We start from the raw sequence: 22464 nt of genomic DNA on the forward strand, positions 1-22464 counted from the left end.
GCTCCCGGCGGGTTCCCCCGTCGTTCGCGTGCGGAGCGACACTAGCCCACGCTCGGCGTGATCACCAAACCGCGTGCGGCTCAGGTCTGGGAGATCGACCGGTCGGCGGCCGAGTGCGGCCACAGCGAGCGGACGGCGGCGTTGAGCGCGGCCCCGATGAGCACCGAGATCGCGATCGTGTAGAGCCCGACGAGCAAGATGATCGGCGTCGTCAGCGGACCGTAGATCGAGCTGCCGCCGAGGGAGTCAGCGACGAGGGTGCGCATCAACCAGGACGAGAGCACCCACAGCACGAGGGTGAGCGCGGCGCCGGGCAGGTCCCTGCGCCACGGGTCGCGCTGCGGGGTCGATACGTGGAAGAGGGTGGTCAGCCCGAGCAGCACAAGGACGGTCACCACCGGCCAGTAGAGGTGGATCAGCCAGTCCACCCGGTCGGGCAGCAGGGAGCCGATCGCGGAGGGGCCGACGAGGACCAGCGGCATCATGACGCAACCGAAGAGCAGCCCCGCGGTGTAGATCGTCAGGCTCATCGCCCGGGTCCGCACGATCCCGCGCATGCCGCTCTGCCCGTACATGATCGAGATCGTGTCGATGAAGACGTTGAGCACCCGCGAGCCGGACCACAGCGAGAGCAGGAAGCCGAGCGAGATCAGCTCGCTGCGGCCGTCACGGAAGACCTCGTCCACGGTCGGCAGGAGCAGGCTGTCGATGATGCCCTCGGTGAGCACCGTGCCCGCGTACTCGGTGAGGTGGCGGGTGAAGTCGTCGACCGTCCCCTGGCCGATGACGTTGCCGAGGTAGCCGACCCCGGCGAAGAGGCCGAGCACGAGCGGCGGCAGCGAGAGCAGCGCGAAGAAGCCGGCCTCGGCCGCCAGCCCGGTCACCCGGTAGCGCAGGCAGATCCGCACGGTCTCCCGGGTGAGCCGCACCAAGGGGATGCCGAAGGGGACCAGCTCGACCTGGTCGCGCACCCTCGCCTTCGTCGACACACGAGGCACCGTAGGGGCGAAGGGAGGTCAGGTCGCCCCACCACGCGGCGGGGTGCCCAGATGCAGGCCATATCCTCCCGCCATGGCGACCCATGAGGTGACCAACCAGCCGCCCCCCTTCGTCGGGCACGACGTCTACCGGATGGACCCGGTGCTCACCGAGGCGGTCGACCGCTGGGTCCCGCCGTCGGACCGCGACGACGCTCACGCCGAGCTGAGCGACCTCGGCGCCCTGGCAGGCAGCGCCGATGTCGCCGAGATCGCCGACCGGGCCGAGCGCAACGCTCCCAGGCTGAGGACCCACGACCGCTGGGGCAACCGGGTCGACGAGGTCGACTTCGACCCGGCCTGGCACGACCTCATGCGGGTCGCGACGAGCGCGGGGCTCACGGCGGAGACCTGGACCAAGGGCCGCGACACCGGCGCACATGTACGCCGCGCCGCCGGCTTCGTCATCTGGGCACAGGTCGACGCCGGGCACATCTGCCCGATCACGATGACCCACGCCGCCGTCCCGGCCCTGCGGCACTCCCCCGAGCTCGCTGAGCGCTACGAGCCGCTGCTCGCCTCGCGCAGCTACGAGCCCGGCCTGCGGACCCCCGGGTCGAAGTCCGGCCTCATCGCCGGCATGGGGATGACCGAGAAGCAGGGCGGGTCTGATGTGCGGGCCAACACCACCGTGGCCGAGCGGGTGGGCGAAGGGGGCGTGCCCGGCTCTGCGTACCGGCTCACCGGGCACAAGTGGTTCTGCTCGGCCCCGATGAGCGATCTCTTCCTCATGCTCGCCAAGACCAGCCCGGACGCGCCGCCGAGCTGCTTCCTCGTCCCCAGGGTCCTCGATGACGGGGCCCGTAACCCCTTCGCCATCCAGCGGCTAAAGGACAAGCTGGGCGACCGGTCCAACGCCTCCTCCGAGATCGAGCTCGACGGCACCTGGGGCTCGCTCGTCGGTGAGGAGGGGCATGGGGTGCGCACGATCATCGACATGGTCGCCGCGACCCGACTGGACTGCGTCCTCGGATCAGCCGCGATCAGCCGGGCCGCACTGACCCGGGCGGTGCACCACGCCCGGCACCGCCGCGCCTTCGGGGCGGCGCTGATCGAGCAGCCGCTCATGCGCACCGTCCTGACCGACCTGGCGATCGAGAGCGAGGCCGCGACGCTGCTCGGGATGCGGCTCGCACAGGCGGTCGATGCCGGGGAGGTCGAGCTGGCTCGTCTCGGGGTCGCCGTCGGCAAGTACTGGGTGTGCAAGCGGACGCCCACCGTCGTCGCCGAGGCGCTGGAGTGCCTCGGCGGCGCCGGGTACGTCGAGGAGAACGGCATGGCCCGCCTCTACCGGCAGGCGCCGCTGAACTCGATCTGGGAGGGCTCGGGCAACGTGAACGCGCTCGACGTGCTGCGGGCGATCTCCCGGGAGCCGGCCAGTCTCAAGGCACTGTTCGAGGAGGCCGAGGCCGGCCGCGGGCAGCTCGCGACGCTCGACCGGGCGCTCGACGAGGTGTACGCCGAGGGCGCAGCCTTCGCCGGGGACCCGGCCATGGCGGCCGCCGGTGCCCGTCGTCTGGTGGAGAAGCTCGCCCTGACCCTGCAGGCCTCGCTCATGGCCCGCTACGCCCCGCCGACTCTTGCGGAAGCCTTCGTCGAGTCCCGGCTCGGCCCGGATGCACACCTCGGTCTCGGGGCGATCGACCCCGGCCTGGCGCAGGTCGCGGCCCCGGTCGCGCTCGAGCGATCCGGGGCCGCGTAGGTTCGTGATCAGCTGTCGGCGAGGCGCTGCTTCTGCTCCTCGATGTCGAAGTCGGCCTCGGGCCAGGTGAGGTCGAGCTTCTCCAGGTGCTCCTTGACGAGGTTCATCACTGCCAGGCGCGCGTACCACTTGCGGTCGGCCGGGACGACGAACCACGGGGCGTCGTCGGTGCTGCAGCGGTCGATGACCGCCTGGTAGGCCTCGCGGTACTCGTCCCAGTGCTGGCGCTCGTCGACGTCCTGGGGATTGAACTTCCAGTACTTGTCCTCCCGGTCCAGGCGCTCGGCGAGGCGCTCGCGCTGCTCGTCGGCGGACAGGTGGAGCATCACCTTGATGACGGTCGTGCCCTTCTCGACCAGGCCGCGCTCGAAGGTGTTGATCTGGTTGTAGCGGCGTGCCCACTGCGCGCGCGGGACGAGGTCGTGGACCCGCACGATGAGCACGTCCTCGTAGTGGCTGCGGTCGAAGACGCCGATCTCGCCCGGCTCGGGCAGCGCCTTGCGGATCCGCCACAGGAAGGGGTGGCTCTTCTCCTCGGCCGTGGGCGCTTTGAAGGCCGTCATCGCGACGCCCTGCGGGTCCATCGCGCCGATGACGTGACGCATGATTCCGCCCTTGCCCGCGGTGTCCATGCCCTGGATGACGAGCAGCACCGACCGCTGCCCACCAGCAGTCGCCTCCGCGTACAGGCGCTCCTGGAGGTCGCTGACGTGATCGGCCAGCGCGGCGAGCTCGTCCTTGCCCTCGCTCTTGCTGTCCTCCCAGTTCGGCGTGCTGCGGGTGTCGATGCTGGCGAGGTCGGTGCCCGGCTTGGCCAGCAGCGCCTCGCTCCACCCTCCGGAGACGGACCGCTTCGTCGCGCCCTTGGCGCCCTTAACGGTCGACGCCTCCGCGGCACTAGAAGGCTTGGACTTCCCGGCGTCGCTCTTCGAGACCTTGGTCTTCGAGTCCTTGGTCTTCGCGTCCTTCGGCGCCTTCGAGGACTTCGCGTCCTTGGACTGCTTGGCGGCCTTGACCTCCGGCTTGTCCTGCGCGGTCTTGGTCTTCTTCGACTTCTTCGCCATCCGCCCATGATGGCACCCATCGGGATTGCGCGGACGGGGTCAGGGCGAACGCATGTCAGGGGGTGAGGTACCCGGTGACGACCCGCTCCCACCGGACGGGGTCGACGTTCCACTCCTTGCAGTGCCGCGCCAAGGACCACGGCTCGAAGGTGACGAGGTCCGGGCGGGCCCGGGCCAGCTCCTCGGAGGGGCCGACGGGGACGAACTCGTCATCGCGCGAGTGGATGATCAGCATCGGGTGATGCAGCTCGTGGGCTCGGCTCACCCAGTCCGTCTTGGCGACATCGACCGACTCGTGCACCCCCACGAGACGCTTGGCCCACTGCGCACCCATGAGCACGTGACTGAGCTTGCCGACCGGGGCCGGGACGGAGTGCAGCCGGGCGTGATGGCCGAGCACGTCTGCCCAGCTGACCACCGGCCCGTCGAGCACGGCCCGGCTCACGACGGGGGCCAGCTCGGAGCGGTCGAGCACCTGCAGAACGATGGCGCCGCCCATGGACCATCCGAGCAGGACAATCTCCTCGGCGCCGCGCTGAACCGCGAGGCGCATCGCGGCCTCGATGTCCCGCCACTCCGACAGCCCGAGGTTGTACCGCCCGTCCGGACCTCTCGGCGCCTCGGTGTCGTTGCGGTAGCTGGGGACGAGGCAGGTCAGGCCGGCGCGGTGCAGGGCGGGGATGGCCCGCAGCGTCTCGTACCGGCGGGCGCCACGCCCGTGGACGAGCACGGCCCAGCGGCGCCCCTCCCCTGTGGCCGCGGGCACCACCCAAGCCGGCATGGCCCCCAACGGCGAGGGGACCATGACGTCCTCGTGCTCCAGGCCGAGGTCGAGGCTCGGGTCGCGCGAGTAGTAGTAGCCGTTGAGCCGGGCCGGACCCGTTCGGAGCACACCGAAGTCGACGCCCAGCAGCCGTCGGCGCACCAGGGAGTGGACGTGGTCGATGTCGAGCACGTCTCCGAAGCGCGCGTGCCCACGGTCTCCGTCGAGCCAGAGGCCGTAGCGGCCGGGGACAACGGTCTCGGGGGTGGCCTCGAGGGTGATCGCGTCGGAGTGGATCGCCCGGATCACGACGTCGTCGGGTCGGTATGGGTCAGGGGTGAGCACCCGTCGGGCGAAGTAGCTGGCGGCACCGACCCAGACCGATCCGGCGCCTACGAGCCCCCCGCCGAGAGCAGCGCCGGAGTAGGCAGCCAGCTTGCGGGTCGTCGCGCTCGAGCTCACCCTCTCATCGTGTCAGGTCCGCGCCGACGGGGGCATGATGTCGACTGTGAGACAGCCCATCGACCTGCCCGTCGACCCGATGCTCGCCAAGGCGGTCGCCGAGGTCCCTGATGCGGACGCCGTCACCGGCGGCTACCTCTACGAGCCCAAGTGGGACGGCTTCCGCTGTCTCGTGCTCAAGGACGGCGACGAGGTGGAGCTGGCCAGTCGGGGCAAGAAGCCGCTCACCCGCTACTTCCCCGAGGTCGTCCAGGCCTGTCGCGAGCACCTCCCGGCGAGGGTGGTGCTCGACGGCGAGATCGTCGTCCGCACCGGCGAGCCAGGCGCCCAGCGGCTCTCCTTCGAGGCGCTCGGTCAGCGGATCCACCCGGCTGCGTCGCGGGTCGCCCGGCTCTCCGAGGAGACCCCCGCTGAGGTCGTCGCCTTCGACCTCCTGGCGCTCGGTGAGGACAGCCTGATGGACTCCCCCTTCGCCCAGCGCCGCGAACGACTCGAGACGGTGCTGGCCGGTCTCGCCCCCGCCGCCCCGATCCACCTCACCCGGGTCACCCGGGACGCCGAGGAGGCGCGCCGGTGGTTCGAGCGCTTCGAGGGCGCGGGGCTGGACGGGGTCATCGCCAAGCCCCTCGACGGTGCGTACGCCCCGGGCAGGCGGGCGATGCTCAAGGTGAAGCACAAGCGCACCGCCGAGGCGGTGGTCACCGGGTACCGCGTCCACAAGTCGGGCGAAGGGGTCGGCTCGCTCCTCCTCGGGTTGTACCAGGACGGGCAGCTGTACAACGTCGGCGGGATCTCCGCCTTCACCATGGCGCGGCGTCGCGAGCTGGTCGAGGAGCTCGCGTCGTTGGTCCAGCGCGACGAGGACGGCCAGGTGGCGCACGCCGAGACCGACCGGTCCCGCTTCTCCTCGAGCAAGGACGTCTCCTACGTCCCGCTACGACCCGAGAGGGTCGTCGAGGTCGCCTTCGACCAGCTTGAGGGGTGGCGCTTCCGCCACACCGTCCAGCTGCTGCGCTGGCGGCCCGACCGCGACCCGGAGTCGTGCACGCTCGACCAGATCGACCGCGCACCGGCCTACGACCTCGGCGACGTCCTGGACCGCTGATCGCCTGCTTCGACGCCTCGACCAACGGTTGGTGGCGCTCGGCGGAAGCGGCTGACGACCTCGCAGGAGTCGTCGTAGTCAACCTCCGCGTGCGCGGTCGCGGGCAGGCGGCGTCCGGCTCGGTCGGTGAGGAGCAGCTCGGTCACGCCCCACCGATCTGCGGTGACCTCCCTCGCGTCCTCGTCGATCACGGCCAGCCAACACCCGACCTCCCCCAGCACCTGCGCCCACTCCTCCAACCGGACGCCACCCGGGGAACTCTCGAGTCGGGCAACCGCGGACTTGGTCCGGCCGAGTCGACGCGCAAGGTCGCGCTGAGACTCACCGCGGGCGCGCCGTCCTTGGCGTAGGACGGTGGCCGCGACCTCCGCCACGGTGAGCGCAGCGCGGCGCTGCGCCAGCTCCTCCGACCGGCTCGGCAGCGAACGCCCACTCTTCACCGGGCGAGGCGGCGACGGCCTGCCCGGGCTCGCGCAGAGGTCCACGCCTACTTCGAGGCAATCGAGGCAGTCCTCGCAGTCACCGACGGCAGGAGCCGCACCCGGCCGGCCTGCAGGCCCCTCGGTGACGACTTGGGCGTTGCCCCAGATGCTGGGGGAACGCCCAAGTCGCCGAACAGGCCCCGTGCCTCCGCCCCGACAAAGCCGACGAGGCGGGATCAGTCGGACACGCGGTTGCCGTCGGCGTCCCAGTGCTCGGCGACGCGCCGGCTGGGCTGGACCCGCGGCGGCTCCCCAGGCATCTTCGGATGGTCCGGCGGGAAGTTCAGCTCGCCCAGACCCCGCTCCTCGACGTCCTTGTCCCACAACGCGATCGCGGCGCCGACGTCTCCCTTCGCCTGGTCCATCCCGGCCCAGGGATTCTCCCCCTTCGCCCGCTCCGGGACGGTCCGGATGGTCAGCTCACCCGGGTCGACCGCGCCCAGCTCGTCCCAGCTGATCGGGGTGGAGACGGGCGCGCCGGGCAGCGGGCGCGGGCTCCACGCCGAGGCGATCGTGCGGTCGCGGCAGGCCTGGTTGTAGTCGACGAAGATCCGCTCCCCCCGCTCTTCCTTCCACCATGCCGTGGTGACCAGGTCGGGCATCCGGCGCTCGAGCTCTCGGGCGATCCCGATCACTCCGTGCCGGACGTCGAGGAACTCGTGCCGCGGCTCGATCCGCGCATAGACGTGGACTCCGCGGTTGCCCGAGGTCTTGACGAAGGGGGTGAGCCCGATCTCGGTCATAACCTCACGCAGTCCGGTTGCCGCCTCGACGACGTCGGAGAACGAGCGGCCCGGCTGCGGGTCGAGGTCGATCCGCAGCTCGTCCGGGTTGTCATTGTCGCCCGTGCGCACCGGCCACGGGTGCCAGGTGATCGTCGACATTTGCACGCACCACACGGCCGTGGCCGTCTCGTCGACGACGAGCTGGTCATGGGTCCGGCCGCTGGGATAGGTGCACTCGGTGACTCGCGCCCAGTCCGGGACCCCCTTCGGCGGGTTCTTGCTGTAGAACTCCCCACCGGTGATGCCATCGCGGAAGCGTTGCAGCGTGACCGGGCGGTCACCCAGCGAGTCCCCGACGAGCCGCTCGCCCACGGCGACCACATAGTCGGCGAGGTCACGCTTGGTGATCTTCGGGCCGTGCTCGCTCGCCGGCCACATCACCTTGTCGGGGCTGGACAGGCGGACCCGCCGGACCTCACCCTGCGGACCCTCGATCTCCAGCGCCTGCGCATCGGCCACCCTCGGAGCCTAGCGACCACCCGGACACGCTCGTCGACACCCTGGAGGGCGACGGGCGGACCGCGCTGACCGACCTGTCCCGGACCCTCCCCGAGAGCGAGCGCTGGACCTATGTCTACGACGGCAACAGCCAGGTGCTCGACCACATCCTCATCAGCCGCAGCCTGGCCACCTTCGGGTTGCTCGAGGGGCCGTGGCGGGAGTGGAAGAGTCGGTGGCTGCCGCCGGCCTTCCGCTACGACATCGTCCACATCAACGCCGCCTTCCACGACCAGGACAGCGATCACGACCCTCAGGTGGTGCGCCTCAAGCTCTGGTACTGACCTGGCGTAGCCCGGGAAGGCTCGCGAGCGCCGTGGTGTTGCACGATGGACACCCCACCTGCGAGGAGCATCGATGGAATCCACCGGTAGCCAGTACGACGTGACGAAGACCGACGAGCAGTGGCGCTCTGAGCTGAGCCCCGACGAGTACTCGGTGCTGCGCCAGGCGGGCACGGAGCGCCCCTTCACCGGGGAGTACACCGACACCGAGACCGAAGGGGTGTACGCCTGCCGTGCCTGCGGCGTCGAGCTCTTCACCTCTCAGACGAAGTTCGCCAGTCACTGCGGATGGCCGAGCTTCTACTCCCCGCTGGCCGGTGACAGCGTCGAGTACATCCAGGACGACTCCCTGCCCGGCCGTCCCCGGGTCGAGGTCCGCTGCGCGTCCTGCGGCAGCCACCTCGGGCACGTCTTCGAGGGCGAGGGATATGACACCCCGACCGATCAGCGCTACTGCATCAACTCGATCGCGATGACCCTGCGCCCGACCACCTGATTATCGGGTTGAGGGACTTGTTGCACCTTCACCCGACTACCAACCTCGGGTGAAGGTGCACGTTATCGGGTGAAGGCGCTCAGGCCGCGGTCGCGATCGCGATCGCGTCGCGAACGGCCGCGATGAGCTGGGCCGGGCGGTAGAGGTCTGCCCAGACCACCCGCACCACGACGTAGCCCAGTCGCCGCAGTTTGTCCTCGCGCTTCTTCTCGCGGAAGAGGGCGTCGGCGCCGCCGTCGGTGTACTTGACCTTGCCGTCGACCTCGATGATCACCTTCGCCCCGTCGACGACCAGGTCGGCCCGCGCCACCGCGCGTCCCGAGGGATCCTTGATGACAACCTGCGGGGTCGTGCGGATACCAACAGCGCGAAGGTGGGCCCGCGTCAGGGTCTCGCCGGGAGACTCCGAGCGGCCGTCGGCCCACGCCAACGCGCAGGTGACCCGCGACGAGCGTGGCCAGCCGCGCACCTGGGCCGCGGCCTCGTCGAGCTGGCCCGCGGTGGTCAGCTCGCGGTGCAGGGCAGCGTCGATCGGGGGCATCGCCCGGAGGATGCCCACATCCATCGCCATCTGGATCAGCGCCGCTGGCAGCGGGTCGCTGGGCCCCGCGGGTGAGTCGGCCCGCTCGTGCCGGATCGGCCGGATCCGGAAGTCGGTGGTGAGCACCTCTTGTCGTACCGGACGAGCGAGGTCCAGCCGTGCGACCGGGACGTCGACCACCGGCAGCCCCCATGCCGCGACCGTCGCGCTGCTGCTCAGCTGAGCGTCTGGGTAGAGCCGCAGAGCGGCGATGCTGAGGAGCGCACGATGGTCCTCGGCGCGTTCGGGGATGCGTGCGCAGCTGGCGCCGCGGGTCAGGCTCGAGAGCATGCCTCGGCGGCGCGCTTCGCGCATCGCCTGGTCGCTCACCCCCGCCGCGCGGCTCTCTCGCCGAAGGATGACCCCGTTGCCGTCGCGCAGCAGGAGCTCGATGGTGCTCGTCTCGTCCATGCGGCGAGCCTTCCCTGGGCGAACCACGGGGTCGGGCCGCACGCCGGGCCTGTGGGTAGCCGGTCGGCTCCTGAGCAACCTGTGGACGACTCCCCCTTCGCGCTGGACCCGAGAAGTTGCACCTTCACCCGAGGTCGGTAGTCGGGTGAAGGTGCAACACGTCCCTCAACCCGATAATTGGGGGACGGGGAGGCGAAGGGGGGTCAGCGCAGGCGGTCGACGAGGTCGGCGACCTCGACCCGAGGGCCGGTGTAGAACGGGATCTCCTCGCGCACGTGCAGGCGCGCCTGCGAGGCACGCAGCTCGCGCATGAGGTCGACGATGCGGTGCAGCTCGTCGGCCTCGAAGGCGAGCACCCACTCGTAGTCCCCGAGGGCGAAGGCGCTGATCGTGTTGGCACGCACGTCCGGGTAGTCCCGGGCCATCGCGCCGTGCTCGGCGAGCATCGCGCGCCGCTCCTTCTCGTCCATGACGTACCAGTCGTAGGACCGCACGAAGGGGTAGACGCACAGGTAGTCGCGCTGCTCCTCGCCGGCCATGAAGGCCGGGATGTGGCTGCGGTTGAACTCGGCCTGACGGTGGATCGCGGCGACCGACCACACCGGCTCCAGATGAGCGCCGAGCTCGGTGCGCAGGAAGCGGTGGTAGGCGTCCTGGAGTTGTTCGATGGTGTCGGCGTGCCACCAGATCATGAGGTCGGCGTCCGCACGCAGGCCGGCGACGTCGTAGACCCCGCGGATCGTCACCCCACCCTCGGTGAGCTCGCCGAAAAGCCCCTCGACCTCGGCGGCGAGCTGCTCGCGCGGGCCCTCGCCGAGCGGCGTGGTCACCGCGAAGACCGAGAACATCGCATAGTGGATCGAGCTGTTGATCGCCTCGAGCTGATCGCGGCTGGGCTTCTTCGGGACCGGGCGGGTACTCACTGTCTCTCCTTGCTGTTGTCGCGGCTGTCGTCGCGTGCGTCGTGGGGCTCCCCGGCAAGCGCGTCGAGGAGGGTCCGGGCGGCGGTGCGGGCGCTGTCGAGCACGCCGGCGATGCCGACGCCGTCATAGCTCGCGCCCGCGACGGCCAGGCCGGGCACGTCCGCGAGCCCCTCGCGGATGCGCCGCACCCGCCCCTGGTGACCGACGGTGTACTGAGGCAGTCCCCCGCCCCAGCGCTGCACGTGCGCGTCGGCGAGCTCGGGGACCGGACGGCCCAGCGCAGCGGCGACGTCACCCAGCGCCAGGGCGACGAGCTCGTCGTCGTCACGCTGCAGGGAGGTGGCGTCACCGGCTCGCCCGACCGACGCGCGCAGCAGGAGGACGCCCTCCTCGTCGGCGCGCTGAGCGGCCCACCCCCACTTCGTGCTGACGAAGGTGCTGGCCTTGATCACCTGCCCGTCGACCGCCGGCACGAGGAAGCCCGACCCGGGCAGGTCGGTCCACTGCCCGCCGCGTGGGACGGCGAGGGTCACCACGGCCATGGACGCGGTCTCGATCTCCTCGAGGCCAGCGGCGGCGAAGGGGGCGTGCGGGCGGATCAGCCGAGCGGCGGCGGGCGCGCCGGTGGCGACGAGCACGGCATCGGCGTCGACCCACGTGGGGTCGGTGGTGGGGCCGGTGAGGACCCGCCACCCGTCGGCGGTGCGCTCGACACCGCGGCTGAGGGTGCGAAGGCGGATCTCGCCTCCCCGATGACGCACCCGCTCGGCAAGGGCGAGGGGCAGCTGCCAGATGCCGCCCTCCAGCCCGAGGAGCATCGGGCCACGGCGTCCGGTGGCGGCGCCGGCGCCCACCGCGGGACGGTTCCCAGGGGTCGAAGGGGGAAGCACGGCCCGGACACCGGCGCGCACCGAGCCGTGCTGGCGGGACGCGTCGAAGAGCCGGCCCATCGTCGCCGCGAAGGAGAGGTCGTCGACCCGCCCGGCATAGACCCCGCCGAGCAGGGGCTCGACGAGGCGGTCGACCACGGCTCGGCCGTACTCGGCCGAGATCGCCTCGGCCACCGAGACCTCGCGATCGCTGCCGTCACCAAGGTGAGGGGTTCCCCCTTCGCCCGCCCGCTCGACCTCCTCGGCAGTAAGGACCTCGGCTGTGCTCGAGGCGTCGGAGGGGACGCCCATGAAGGTGCGCGCCGGGAGGGCGACGAGGGCGCCGCGGTTCCACAGCTGGGCGGGCACCGGCTCCGGGGAGACGACGCGGTCGGTGAGCCCGGCGGCGGCGAGCACCTCGTCGGCCGAGTCACCGGCCCGGATCGACTCGGCGCCGACGTCCAGGCGCACCCCGGCGACCTCGGTCGCGGCGATCACCCCGCCGACGCGGTCTCGGCCCTCGAGCACCGTGACGTGGTGCCCGGCGCGGGAGAGGGACTCGGCTGCGGTCAGTCCGGCGATCCCGGCACCGATGACGACGACTTCAGCCATGGCTCAACTCTGCCACTGCGGGTCTGCGGGTCAGCGCTGGCCCCGGACCGGCTGGGCGTGCACGTGCTCGACGACCCGGGTGATGACGTCGGGGTCGGTGGTGGGCAGCACGCCGTGACCGAGGTTGAAGATGTGCCCTGGCGCGGCATGGCCCTCGGCGGCGATGCGTTCCACCGCGTCCGCGAGCGGCTCCCACGGCGCGAAGAGGAGCGCCGGGTCGAGGTTGCCCTGCACCGGGTAGCGGGCACCGAGACGGTCGATCGCGTCGGTCAGCGACACCCGGTAGTCGACACCGACGACGTCTGCGCCGGCGTCGGCCATGTCGAGCAGCAGCTCCCCGGTCCCCACCCCGAAGTGGATCCGTGGCACGTTCAGGTCGGCCACCGCCGCCAGGGCGGCCGCCGAGTGCGGCTTGACGTGCCGGACGTAGTCGGCTCGGCTGAGGAAGCCGGCCCAGCTGTCGAAGAGCTGGACCATGCTCGCGCCGGCCTCGACCTGCACCCGCAGGAACGCCCCAGCGATCTGGGCCAGCCGGGCGCACAGGTCGTGCCACAGCTGCGGGTCGCCGTGCATGAGCGCCTTGGTGCGCTCGTGGTTCTTGCTCGGGCCGCCCTCGACGAGGTAGCTCGCGAGGGTGAAGGGCGCCCCGGCGAAGCCGATGAGCGGGGTCGCCCCGAGCTCGCTGACGAGCTGGCGCACCGACTCGGTGATGTCGGGCACGACGTCGGGAGTCAGCTCGGGCAGCCGGTCGAGGTCGGCCCGGGTGCGGAACGGCTCGGCGACGACCGGCCCCTTGCCCGGGACGATGTCGAGATCCACACCGACCGCCTGCACGGGGACGACGATGTCGGAGAAGAAGATCGCCCCGTCGACTCCGTGGCGGCGCACCGGCTGCAGCGTGATCTCGGTGACGAGGTCGGGGGTGCGGCAGGCCTGGAGCATCGCGGTGCCCTCACGGACCTTGCGGTACTCCGGCAGGGACCTGCCGGCCTGGCGCATGAACCAGACCGGGGTCCGGCGCACCGGCACTCCGCGGGCAGCACGGACGAGGTCGCTGTCGGCAGGGCTGTCGGCAGGGGCGTCGGGCAGGTCAGGCGCGTCGGGGGTCACGGGGACGATCCTCCCACTCCCCGCTCACGACGCGATGAGCGCGATACCGACGAGGGCCAGAGCCACCCCGGCCCACTGCACGGGTCGCAGCCGCTCGTGCAACACCACCCAGGCGAGCGCGATCGTCGCGACGGGGTAGAGCGAGCCGAGGACGCTGACTACCGAGAGCGGGCCGCCCTGGGCGGCCAGGCCGTACAACGCGTTGGCGCAGAGGTCGCCGGTGCCGAGGACGACCAGGCCGGGCAGCATTCCCCGCTCGACGGTGAGCGAAGGGGTGGAGAGGCGGCCCAGCCGGACCGAGAGGGTCAGGACGAGGAGCAGGAGCAGCAGGCCGACGAGCTTGAGCACCCACAGCGTGTGCAGCACCGAGACGTGCGCACCGCGCTCGACAAAGACGAGCGAGGAGCCCAGGCCGAGTGCCGCCACGACGGCGAGGACGACCGGCAGGGACCCGCCCGGCTCGTCCGGGCGGGTCTCCCCCTTCGCCTCCGGTCCGCTGGCCAGCACACCCCCGGTGACCGCGCAGAGGATCCCGGCCCCGATCACGGGGGTCATCGGGTCGCCGCCGACCAGGCCGACGGTCACCGGCACGAGGACTCCCGTCGCGGCGATCGGGGCGACGACCCCCATGCGTCCCGCCGCCAGGCCCGCGTAGAGGGCCCCGAGCCCGGTGGTCCCGCACACCGCCGCGAGCCCGCCCCACAGCGCCCAGCGCTCGTCCGGCAGCGGGAGGCCGGTGGCCAGGACCGCGGTGCTCGCGACGACCGTCGCGACGACCGAGGCCCAGGCGAGGACGACGACGGCGGGGCGCCGACGCGAGAGCAGGCCACCGACGAAGTCGGCGCTCCCCCAGGCAGCGGCGGCGAGCAACGCCAGGAGGACGGTCATCGCGGCAGGCTATCCGCCACCTCGCGGCGCGCCCTCCCTCGGCTGACGAGATCCGGCGCCTAGCCTGCGGGACGTGGTCACTCGCACCCTCCCCGGCACCGAGCGCACCGAGCCGGCCGACTTCACCGCCGCCCTGCGCTCCCTGCACGCCGCCCGCGTACGGCCCGAGGTCCGCCTGACCGAGGTGCCCGCCCCGACCCGGGTCGCGCCGCACGCCGTCGCGATGACCGGAGACGTGCTGGCCGACGACGGCGAGACCGAGCTGTCCAGCGGGCGCTTCGTCCTCCTGCACGACCCCTCCGAGCCGGACCCCTGGGGTGGCCCGTGGCGGGTGGTCACCTATGCCCGAGCCGAGATGGAGTCCGAGGTCGCCGGCGACCCGGTCCTCGGCGAGGTGGGCTGGTCCTGGCTCGAGGACGCTCTCGCCGAGCGTGGCCTGCAGCCTCATGCCGCCGCGGGGACGGTCACCTCGGTGGTCTCGGAGTCCTTCGGCGACCTCGCCGACCGGCCCGGCAGCGTCGAGCTCGAGATCCGTGCCTCGTGGAGCCCGAGCGACCCCGAGGCCGGCCTGCACCTCGAGGCGTGGGTGGACCTGCTGTGCACGATCGGTGGGCTCCCGCCGCTGCCCGAGGGGGTTGTCGCCCTGCCCGGACGACACCGATGAGCGAGTCACCCGCACCCGAGCCGGTGCTGGAGCGGCTCACCGAGCCCGAGGACGGGGTACCCCACGTCATCACCACCGAGCGCGAGCTGCTCGAGTGCGCCCGTGCTGTCGCCGCCGGGACCGGCCCGGTGGCCCTCGACGCCGAGCGAGCCAGCGGCTACCGGTACGGCCAGCGTGCCTATCTGGTCCAGGTGCGCCGTGACGACGCCGGGACCTGGCTCATCGATCCGATCGCCCTGCCCGACCTGAGCCCCCTCGACGAGGCCATCGGCACCGCCGAGTGGCTGCTGCACGCCGCCACCCAGGACCTCCCCTGCCTCGCCGAGGTCGGTCTGCGACCGCGTCAGCTCTTCGACACCGAGCTCGGCGCCCGCCTGCTCGGCCTGCCCCGGGTCGGCCTGGCCGCGGTCGTCGAGCACTACCTCGGGGTGTCCCTGGCCAAGGAGCACTCCGCCGTCGACTGGTCCACCCGCCCGCTCCCCACCCCGTGGCTGCGCTACGCCGCGCTCGACGTCGAGGTGCTGGCCGAGGTCCGCAACCTCATGGGCGTCGACCTCGCCGCGCAGGACAAGTCCGAGTGGGCTCGCCAGGAGTTCGACGCGCTGCTCTCCTGGGCTCCCGCGGTGCGCGAGGAGCCGTGGCGGCGGATCTCGGGCCTGCACAAGGTGCGCGGCGCCCGTGCGCTCGGCATCGCCCGAGAGCTCTGGTACGCCCGCGACGCCATCGCCCGCGACCGCGACATCTCACCCGGTCGGGTCGTGCCCGACGCCGCCCTCGTCGCGATCACCCAGGCCGCCCCGTCCAGCACGGCCGACCTGCCGACCGGCCACCGCGGCATCGCCCGCTACGGCCGCGACTGGGTGGCGGCGGTCGCCCGCGCCCGCGCGCTGTCGGACGCCGAGCTGCCCGAGCCGACGGTCCGCAGCGACGCCCCACCCCCGCCCCGCGCCTGGGCCGACCGCGACCCGCTCGCCGCCGCCCGGCTGACGCACGTCCGCGAGCAGCTCGCCACCTTCGCCGAGGACCGCAGCATCCCGGTCGAGAACGTCCTCACGCCCGACTCGCTCCGCCGGGTGCTCTGGTCCCCGCCCGAGCCGGCCACTCCCGAGGCCTTCGACGACGCCCTCGCCGCGCTCGACGCCCGCCCCTGGCAGCGCGAGGTGGTCGTGCCGATGATCGCTGCCGCCGTCGCCGAGCACCCCGGCTGACCCCCTTCGCTCACCGTCCCCGCTCGCTGAGCACCCCGATCCGTGAGGCGGATCACCACCCCCGCCGTGGTGAGGTGAGCGCTTGCTTAGTAGCGTCGCTCATGAGCGCGGGCACACGTCTGCGCGAACCCGTACCCGAGCGAAAGTGAGGGCCAGCCGTGCCCCGCACCATGCGTGAGGTCGTCTTCGTCGACGGGGTCCGTACCCCCTTCGGCCGCGCCGGGGAGAAGGGCATGTACGCCCAGACCCGCGCCGACGACCTGGTCGTCCGTTGTATCCGTGAGCTGCTCGAGCGCAACCCCGAGCTCCCGCCCGAGAAGGTCGAGGAGGTCGCGATCGCCGCGACCACCCAGATCGGCGACCAGGGGCTCACCCTCGGCCGGATGGCCGCCCTGCTCTCCGGGCTGCCGAACACCACCCCCGGCTACAGCATCGACCGGATGTGCGCCGGCGCGATGACCGCGGTCACCTCGGTGGCCGGCTCGATCTCCTTCGGGGCGATCGACGTCGCCGTCGCCGGCGGGGTCGAGCACATGGGGCGGCACCCGATGGGCGAAGGGGTGGACCCGAACCCGCGGGTGGTCGCCGAGAAGCTCGTCGACCCCAGCGCCCTCGTCATGGGCAAGACCGCGGAGAACCTGCACGACCGCTACCCCACCCTGACCAAGGAGCGCAGCGACGTCTTCGCCCTCGGCAGCCAGCGCAAGCTCAAGGAGGCCTACGAGGCCAACCAGATCCAGCCCGACCTCGTCCCGGTGGCCACCCGCCACGACGAGCGGGGCTGGGGGCTGGCGACAACCGACGAGCCGCCGCGGCCCAACGTCACCATGGAGGACCTGGCCGGACTGAAGACCCCCTTCCGCCCGCACGGCAAGGTCACCGCCGGTAACGCCGCCGGGCTGAACGACGGCGCCACCGCCTGCGTGCTCGCCTCCGAGGAGGCCGCCACCGAGCTCGGCCTGCCGATCAAGATGCGGCTGGTCGAGTTCTCCTTCGTCGGTGTCGAGCCCGAGGTCATGGGCTACGGCCCGGTCCCCGCCGCCGAGAAGGCGCTCGCCAAGGCCGGCCTCACGATCGAGGACATCGGACTCTTCGAGCTCAACGAGGCCTTCGCCGTGCAGGTGCTCGCCTTCCTCGAGCACTTCGGCCTCCCCGACGACTCCGAGAAGGTCAACCGCTACGGCGGGGCGATCGCCACCGGTCACCCGCTGGCCTCCTCCGGCGTGCGCCTCATGACCCAGCTGGCCCGCCAGTTCGAGGAGGACCCGAGCGTGCGCTTCGGCATGACCGCGATGTGCATCGGCATCGGCATGGGCGGCGCCGTCATCTGGGAGAACCCGCACCACCGCGACTACGGCACGCCGATCACGACCAGCACCGAGACCACGAGCGAGGCCCGAGCATGAGCGAGTACACCGAGGTCGTCACCCGCACCCCCGTCCAGGACGTCCAGCTGCCCGACGGCGCTGGCACGCTGGCCCTGGTCACCCTCGACAACGGGCACGACCACACCAAGCCGAACACCTTCGGCCCGCAGAGCATCGCCGGCGTCGCCGAGACCGTGGCGACCCTGCGCCAGCGCGCCGAGGCCGGCGAGATCCAGGCCGTGGCGATCACCGGCAAGCCCTTCGTCTTCGCCGTCGGCGCCGATCTCACCGGCGTCGCCGGGGTAACGCGGCGCGAGCAGGGGCTGGCGACCGCCCAGGCCGGGCACGCCGCCTTCGCCGCGATCATGGACCTGCCCGTCCCCACCTTCGCGTTCGTGAACGGCGCCGCGATGGGCGGCGGGGTCGAGATCGCGCTCGCCTGCGACTACCGGACGATGTCGGCCGGCGTTCCGGCCGTCGCGCTGCCGGAGACCTTCCTCGGTCTTGTGCCGGGCTGGGGCGGCTGCTACCTCCTGCCGCGTCTCATCGGCCCGCAGAACGCGCTCAAGGTCATCGTCGAGAACCCGCTCAGCCAGAACCGGATGTTCTCCGGCCTCCAGGCCGCGGGGCTCGGGATGGCCGACACGGTCATCGCCCCGGTCGACTTCCTCGAGGGGTCGATCCGGTGGGCCGCCGGCGTCATCAAGGGTGAGATCACCGTCGAGCGCGCCCCGGTCACCGACGACGAGAGCGTGTGGCGCGAGGCCTGCGACGCCGCCCGTGACCTCGCCGACGTCAAGACCGCCGGCAAGGCGCCCGCGCCCTACCGGGCGATCGAGCTGGTCGAGGCCGCCCGCACCGCGGAGCGGGAGTCCGCCTTCGCCGCCGAGGACGAGGCGCTGGGCGACCTGCTCATGACCGACGAGCTGCGAGCCGGGCTGTACGCCTTCGACCTCGTCCAGCGGCGGGCCAAGCGCCCGGCCGGCGCCCCGGACAAGGCGCTCGCCCGCCCCGTCGGCAAGGTCGGGATCGTCGGCGCCGGGCTCATGGCCAGCCAGCTCGCGATGCTCTTCATCCGCGCGCTCAAGGTCCCGGTCGTCATGACCGACCTCGACCAGGCCCGAGTGGACAAGGGGGTCGCCTACGTCCACGCCGAGATCGAGAAGTCGCTGGAGAAGGGCAAGATCAGCCAGGACAAGGCCAACCAGCTTCGGGGTCTGGTCACCGGGTCGACGAGCAAGGACGGCTTCGCCGACGCCGACTTCGTCATCGAGGCGGTCTTCGAGGAGATGTCGGTCAAGAAGACGGTGTGGGCCGAGGTGGAGGCGATCGTCTCCCCCGAGTGCGTCCTGGCCTCGAACACCTCCTCGCTCTCGATCACCGAGATGGCCTCGGAGCTGGAGCACCCCGAGCGGGTCGTTGGCTTCCACTTCTTCAACCCGGTCGCCGTCATGCCGCTGCTCGAGATCATCCCGGGCGAGCAGACCGACGACGCGATCCTGGCCACCGCCTTCGCCACCGGCAAGGCGCTGAAGAAGACGTGCATCCGGGTCGGGGACTCACCGTCCTTCATCGTCAACCGGCTGCTCGGCCGCTTCATGGGTGAGTTCAGCAAGATCGTCGACGAGGGCACCCCGGTCGAGGTCGCCAACGAGGGCATCGCCGGGCTCGCCCCGATGCCGCCGCAGGTCCTCGTCGGTCTCGTCGGCCCGGCGATCGCGCTGCACAACAGCCAGACCCTGCGCCGGGAGCTCGGCGAGCGCTTCTACGTCTCGCCGAACCTCGAGCGCCTCGTCGAGGCCGGCAAGACCGGCTACGACGACGAGGGCGTGGCCGAGCTCGTCGAGCAGCCCGTCTCCGCCGAGCAGCTCACCGCCGCTCAGGTGCGGGAGCAGATCCTCGGCGTCCTCGCCGAGGAGATCGCGATGATGCTGCGCGACGGCGTCGCCCAGGCCCCGATGGACATCGACCTCGCGATGATCACCGGAGCCGGCTTCCAGTTCTGGAACGGTGGCCTCACGCCGCTCCTGGACCGTGAGGGCGTCTCGGAGAAGGTCACCGGGCAGCGCTTCCTGCCCCCCGGTGCCGCCTCCGTCCCCGCCTGACGCCCCCTACCACGCAGTACTGGTCGTGATCACGACCAGTACTGCGTGGTAGGGGGCTCGTCGGGGGCTGGGGGGGGACGGCGAGAGCGAAGGGGGTGAGCCGCGCCGTCGTCGTCCTGGACTACGCTGCGCCGGTGGAGATCGCGGCCGTCCTGCTCGCCCTGGCCGTCACGGTGCTCGTCGGTGCCTCGCTGAGCACGCGCATCGGCGTCCCGGCCCCGCTCCTCCTCGTCCTCATCGGGGTGCTCGGCTCCTACCTGCCGCACGTCCCGGCGATCGAGCTCAGCCCCGAGATCGTGCTCGTCGGGCTTCTCCCACCGCTGCTCTACACCGCGGCGATCCAGACCTCACTGGTCGAGTTCACCGCCAACCGGGGCGCGATCCTCGCCCTGTCCATCGGGCTCGTGGTCGCGACCACGGTGGTCGTCGCGATCGTCACGCACGCCCTCATCCCGGGCCTCGGCTGGCCCGCAGCCTTCGCCATCGGCGCCGTCGTCGCGCCACCGGACGCCGTTGCCGCGACCGCCGTCGGGCGCCGGATCGGTCTGCCTCGGCGCGTGGTGACGATCCTCGAGGGCGAGTCGCTCTTCAACGACGCCACCGCGCTCGTCGCCCTGCGCACCGCGGTCGCCGCGATCGGGGGCGGGGTGGCCGCCGGGCACGTCGCCCTCGACTTCGCCATCGCCGCAGGCGGTGGCGTGCTCGCCGGCCTGCTCGTCTTCGTCGTCGTGGCCCGGGTCCGGCGGCTCATCACTGACCCGGTCCTCGACACCGCGGTCTCGCTGCTCACCCCCTTCGCCGCCTACCTGCTCGCCGAGACCATCGAGGCCTCCGGGGTGATCTCGGTCGTCGTCGCCGGGCTGCTCCTCGGCCACAAGGCACCGATCATCCAGACCGCTCGCTCCCGGGTGACCGAGCGCACCACCTGGGCCACGATCGCCTTCCTCCTGGAGAACGCGGTCTTCCTGCTCATCGGCCTGCAGGCCCAGCAGGTCCTCGCCGCGGTGGGCAGCAGCGAACTCGGGATCACCCGGGTCCTGCTCGTCTGCCTGGCGACCCTCGCCACCGTCGTGATCGTGCGCCTCGCCTGGATCTTCGGCTCACGGCCCTTCCTCGGGCAACGGCGGCGCAACCGCGCACTGCCACCACGCCAGGCGCTGCTCGTCGGCTGGGCCGGGATGAGAGGCGTGGTGACCCTCGCCGCGGCGTACATCATCCCGACGAGCACCCCGCACCGCGAGGTCCTGCTCGTCATCGCCTTCACCGTCGTGGCGGGCACCCTCTTCGTCCAGGGCCTCACCCTCCCCTGGCTGACCAGGACCCTGCGCGTCCCGGCGCCCGATCCGCGCAGCGACGCGCTGGCTCGGGCGACCCTGCTGCACCAGGCCGAGCAGGCGGGGCTGCGACGCCTCGACGAGGTCGAGGACGCGGGCGGCCACGACCCCGATGACGAGGGGATCGGCACGATGATCCGCACCCGGGTCGAGCAGCGCACCTTCGCCGCGTGGGAACAGCTCGGCACCCGCTCCGGCGCGGAGAGCCCCTCCGAGCGATACACCCGCCTGCGCCAGGAGATGATCGGCGCGGAGCGGGCCGAGGTGCTGCGCCGGCGCACCGAGGGCGACCTGCCCTCGGAGGTCGTCCAGGAGGTGCTCGGCATGCTCGATGTCGAGGAGACCATGCTGGAGTCCGCCTGGACCGCCCATAACCCACCCGGCGACCACGCCGCGCCCGTCGGTACCGGCGGGTGCAGCGACCTCGACGCCCACGCCAGGGTCGAGATGCCTCCTGGGGAGTCGTGCGAAGCCTGCCTGCGCGAGGGCACCCGGTGGGTCGCCCTTCGCCGCTGCCTGACCTGCGGCGAGGTCGCCTGCTGCGACTCCTCCGTCGCGCGGCACGCGAGCGCCCATTACCGCACCACCGCGCACCCCGTCGTGCAGTCAGCAGAACCCGGCGAGCTCTGGCGCTGGTGCTTCGTCCACGAGCAGACAGGATGACCTCATGCCCGAGCCGGTGATCTCCTGGGCACGAACGGGCAGCCCGATCCACGTCGAGTCCGTGCGCCAGGCGGCCGCGATGTTCTACGGGCGACCCGGCGACATCGAGGTCGACGAGGTTGCCGACATGGTCGTCGTCGGGGCCGGTCCCGCAGGTTTGGCCGCGTACGTGTACGCCGCGAGCGAGGGCCTGTCGACGGTCGCCATCGAGAGCGAAGCCATCGGAGGGCAAGCCGGGACGAGCTCGATGATCCGCAACTACCTCGGCTTCCCCCGCGGCATCTCCGGGATGCGGCTTGCCCTAGCGAGCCCGCTCGCAGGCGATCCGCTTCGGCACCCGCTTCTTCACCGGGTGGCCGGTCCAGGGCATCGAGATCGGCGAGGGCGGTGAGCCGCACCGGGTGCTCACGGAGGGCGGCACGGTCCGCGCCCGCACCATCCTCATCTCCAGCGGCGTGGACTACCGCCGGCTCGGGGTCGCCTCCGTCGAGGCGCTCGTCGGCCGAGGCGTGCACTACGGCGCGGCGATGGCGGCCGCCCGCGAGATGGAGGGCGGAGACGTCTACGTGGTCGGCGGCGGCAACTCGGCCGGGCAGGCAGCGGTGCACCTTGCCCGGTATCTGGAGTCGGTGACGATCCTGGTCCGACGCGCCGACCTGTCGGCGACGATGTCCTCCTACCTCGGCGCCGCTGTCGACTGCTCCTGGGTGCCGGAGGAGGTCTCCCGGGACGACCGCGGCTACATCTGTACCGGTCGGGACGTGCCCCGCGCGGCGTGGCGCGACGGCCTGCCACCGGCAGACCTCGCAACGACCGTCCCGGGCGTCTTTGCCGCCGGGGACGTGCGCTCGGGCTCGATGAAGCGAGTCGCGACAGCGACCGGCGAAGGGCGAGCGTCGTCCCCCCCGTCCATGCTCACCTCGGCGAGCTCTGACCCCTTCGCCCCGCTCCCCGTCCCCGCCCGACGCCCGCTACCACGCAGTACAGGTCGGGATCACGACCAGTACTGCGTGGTAGCCGGGTGGTCGGCGCGTCATGCTTGACCTAACTCA

General features: G+C 71.9%; 21 protein-coding genes. 11 read left to right on the top strand and 10 right to left on the bottom strand.

What is annotated here, in order from left to right; genetic code table 11:
- Window positions 1-80 precede the first annotated feature (80 nt).
- Complete coding sequence (locus FB557_RS13440) at window positions 81-989, bottom strand: YihY/virulence factor BrkB family protein (protein ID WP_144858128.1); 909 nt, start codon at window positions 987-989, stop codon at window positions 81-83.
- An 82-nt stretch (window positions 990-1071) separates the two neighbouring features.
- Here FB557_RS13440 and FB557_RS13445 point away from each other — a divergent pair, with 82 nt between their 5' ends.
- Window positions 1072-2739, top strand: coding sequence for an acyl-CoA dehydrogenase family protein (locus FB557_RS13445; protein WP_144858129.1), 1668 nt, complete (start codon window positions 1072-1074; stop codon window positions 2737-2739).
- Window positions 2740-2747: 8 nt separating this feature from the next.
- Here FB557_RS13445 and FB557_RS13450 read toward each other — a convergent pair whose 3' ends face one another.
- Both FB557_RS13450 and FB557_RS13455 read right to left on the bottom strand, forming a co-directional pair.
- Entirely contained in the window at window positions 2748-3803 is a 1056-nt protein-coding gene (locus FB557_RS13450; protein WP_144858130.1) for a polyphosphate kinase 2 family protein, read from the bottom strand.
- A gap of 55 nt (window positions 3804-3858) precedes the next feature.
- Window positions 3859-5028, bottom strand: a complete 1170-nt coding sequence (locus FB557_RS13455) for an alpha/beta hydrolase family protein (RefSeq protein ID WP_144858131.1) — start codon at window positions 5026-5028, stop codon at window positions 3859-3861.
- A 37-nt stretch (window positions 5029-5065) separates the two neighbouring features.
- Here FB557_RS13455 and FB557_RS13460 point away from each other — a divergent pair, with 37 nt between their 5' ends.
- On the top strand, window positions 5066-6133 hold the full coding sequence (locus FB557_RS13460) for an ATP-dependent DNA ligase (protein WP_144858132.1): 1068 nt from the start codon (window positions 5066-5068) through the stop codon (window positions 6131-6133).
- Here the strand turns inward: FB557_RS13460 and FB557_RS13465 are convergent.
- Both FB557_RS13465 and ligD read right to left on the bottom strand, forming a co-directional pair.
- Window positions 6103-6573 carry a helix-turn-helix domain-containing protein gene (locus FB557_RS13465; RefSeq protein ID WP_144858133.1) on the bottom strand — a complete coding sequence of 157 codons (471 nt, stop codon included), beginning with the start codon at window positions 6571-6573 and terminating at the stop codon, window positions 6103-6105. The genes FB557_RS13460 and FB557_RS13465 overlap by 31 nt on opposite strands.
- Before the next feature lie 218 nt (window positions 6574-6791).
- Window positions 6792-7859, bottom strand: coding sequence for a non-homologous end-joining DNA ligase (gene ligD / locus FB557_RS13470; RefSeq protein ID WP_144858134.1), 1068 nt, complete (start codon window positions 7857-7859; stop codon window positions 6792-6794).
- Window positions 7860-7993: 134 nt separating this feature from the next.
- Here ligD and FB557_RS13475 point away from each other — a divergent pair, with 134 nt between their 5' ends.
- Together FB557_RS13475 and msrB are read left to right on the top strand one after the other, a co-directional pair.
- Entirely contained in the window at window positions 7994-8182 is a 189-nt protein-coding gene (locus FB557_RS13475; RefSeq protein WP_211356585.1) for a hypothetical protein, read from the top strand.
- A 73-nt stretch (window positions 8183-8255) separates the two neighbouring features.
- On the top strand, window positions 8256-8678 hold the full coding sequence (gene msrB, locus FB557_RS13480; protein WP_144858135.1) for a peptide-methionine (R)-S-oxide reductase MsrB: 423 nt from the start codon (window positions 8256-8258) through the stop codon (window positions 8676-8678).
- 79 nt (window positions 8679-8757) lie between these two features.
- Here the strand turns inward: msrB and FB557_RS13485 are convergent, their stop codons facing one another.
- The 5 genes from FB557_RS13485 to FB557_RS13505 all read right to left on the bottom strand — a co-directional run bounded on the left by FB557_RS13485 (window position 8758) and on the right by FB557_RS13505 (window position 14071).
- Window positions 8758-9669: an endonuclease domain-containing protein gene (locus tag FB557_RS13485; RefSeq protein ID WP_144858136.1), complete on the bottom strand. Its 912-nt coding sequence runs from the start codon at window positions 9667-9669 to the stop codon at window positions 8758-8760.
- 203 nt (window positions 9670-9872) lie between these two features.
- Window positions 9873-10592, bottom strand: a complete 720-nt coding sequence (gene hemQ, locus FB557_RS13490; protein ID WP_144858137.1) for a hydrogen peroxide-dependent heme synthase — start codon at window positions 10590-10592, stop codon at window positions 9873-9875.
- Window positions 10589-12073: a protoporphyrinogen oxidase gene (hemG, locus tag FB557_RS13495; RefSeq protein ID WP_144858138.1), complete on the bottom strand. Its 1485-nt coding sequence runs from the start codon at window positions 12071-12073 to the stop codon at window positions 10589-10591. The genes hemQ and hemG overlap by 4 nt, the downstream gene beginning before the upstream one ends.
- Before the next feature lie 30 nt (window positions 12074-12103).
- Window positions 12104-13183 (bottom strand): uroporphyrinogen decarboxylase, encoded by a 1080-nt coding sequence (hemE, locus tag FB557_RS13500; protein ID WP_211356586.1) that lies wholly within the window; start codon window positions 13181-13183, stop codon window positions 12104-12106.
- A 24-nt stretch (window positions 13184-13207) separates the two neighbouring features.
- Window positions 13208-14071, bottom strand: a complete 864-nt coding sequence (locus FB557_RS13505; protein WP_144858140.1) for a DMT family transporter — start codon at window positions 14069-14071, stop codon at window positions 13208-13210.
- Window positions 14072-14144: 73 nt separating this feature from the next.
- On the opposite strand from FB557_RS13505, the gene FB557_RS13510 reads away from it, so the two are divergent.
- The 7 genes from FB557_RS13510 (at window position 14145) to FB557_RS14670 (ending at window position 22455) form a co-directional block, all read left to right on the top strand.
- A complete protein-coding gene (locus tag FB557_RS13510; protein WP_144858141.1) occupies window positions 14145-14735 on the top strand; it encodes a DUF3000 domain-containing protein in 591 nt (196 codons plus the stop codon).
- The gene (locus FB557_RS13515) at window positions 14732-15943 is read left to right on the top strand and encodes an HRDC domain-containing protein (protein ID WP_144858142.1); all 1212 of its coding nucleotides are present in this window, start codon (window positions 14732-14734) and stop codon (window positions 15941-15943) included. The genes FB557_RS13510 and FB557_RS13515 overlap by 4 nt, the downstream gene beginning before the upstream one ends.
- 158 nt (window positions 15944-16101) lie before the next feature.
- The gene (locus FB557_RS13520; protein ID WP_246074832.1) at window positions 16102-17349 is read left to right on the top strand and encodes a thiolase family protein; all 1248 of its coding nucleotides are present in this window, start codon (window positions 16102-16104) and stop codon (window positions 17347-17349) included.
- Window positions 17346-19415, top strand: a complete 2070-nt coding sequence (locus FB557_RS13525) for a 3-hydroxyacyl-CoA dehydrogenase NAD-binding domain-containing protein (RefSeq protein WP_144858143.1) — start codon at window positions 17346-17348, stop codon at window positions 19413-19415. Before FB557_RS13520 ends, FB557_RS13525 begins: the two co-directional genes overlap by 4 nt.
- 95 nt (window positions 19416-19510) lie before the next feature.
- The gene (locus FB557_RS13530; RefSeq protein WP_246074834.1) at window positions 19511-21412 is read left to right on the top strand and encodes a Na+/H+ antiporter; all 1902 of its coding nucleotides are present in this window, start codon (window positions 19511-19513) and stop codon (window positions 21410-21412) included.
- Between the two features lie 4 nt (window positions 21413-21416).
- Window positions 21417-21803: an NAD(P)/FAD-dependent oxidoreductase gene (locus FB557_RS14665; RefSeq protein WP_246074836.1), complete on the top strand. Its 387-nt coding sequence runs from the start codon at window positions 21417-21419 to the stop codon at window positions 21801-21803.
- Between the two features lie 10 nt (window positions 21804-21813).
- Window positions 21814-22455, top strand: a complete 642-nt coding sequence (locus FB557_RS14670; RefSeq protein WP_246074837.1) for an NAD(P)/FAD-dependent oxidoreductase — start codon at window positions 21814-21816, stop codon at window positions 22453-22455.
- Window positions 22456-22464 lie beyond the last annotated feature (9 nt).

The organism is Marihabitans asiaticum, assembly GCF_007828725.1.
GTDB classification, from domain to species: domain Bacteria; phylum Actinomycetota; class Actinomycetes; order Actinomycetales; family Dermatophilaceae; genus Marihabitans; species Marihabitans asiaticum.

Excerpts from the sequence above, each read along its gene's own strand:
- FB557_RS13460 (WP_144858132.1), top strand. The coding sequence starts at position 5,066 with ATGTCGACTGTGAGACAGCCCATCGACCTGCCCGTCGACCCGATGCTC.
- FB557_RS13525 (WP_144858143.1), top strand. The coding sequence starts at position 17,346 with ATGAGCGAGTACACCGAGGTCGTCACCCGCACCCCCGTCCAGGACGTC.
- msrB (WP_144858135.1), top strand. The coding sequence starts at position 8,256 with ATGGAATCCACCGGTAGCCAGTACGACGTGACGAAGACCGACGAGCAG.
- FB557_RS13445 (WP_144858129.1), top strand. The coding sequence starts at position 1,072 with ATGGCGACCCATGAGGTGACCAACCAGCCGCCCCCCTTCGTCGGGCAC.
- FB557_RS13450 (WP_144858130.1), bottom strand. The coding sequence starts at position 3,803 with ATGGCGAAGAAGTCGAAGAAGACCAAGACCGCGCAGGACAAGCCGGAG.
- FB557_RS13505 (WP_144858140.1), bottom strand. The coding sequence starts at position 14,071 with ATGACCGTCCTCCTGGCGTTGCTCGCCGCCGCTGCCTGGGGGAGCGCC.
- FB557_RS14665 (WP_246074836.1), top strand. The coding sequence starts at position 21,417 with ATGCCCGAGCCGGTGATCTCCTGGGCACGAACGGGCAGCCCGATCCAC.
- FB557_RS13515 (WP_144858142.1), top strand. The coding sequence starts at position 14,732 with ATGAGCGAGTCACCCGCACCCGAGCCGGTGCTGGAGCGGCTCACCGAG.
- FB557_RS13485 (WP_144858136.1), bottom strand. The coding sequence starts at position 9,669 with ATGGACGAGACGAGCACCATCGAGCTCCTGCTGCGCGACGGCAACGGG.
- hemG (WP_144858138.1), bottom strand. The coding sequence starts at position 12,073 with ATGGCTGAAGTCGTCGTCATCGGTGCCGGGATCGCCGGACTGACCGCA.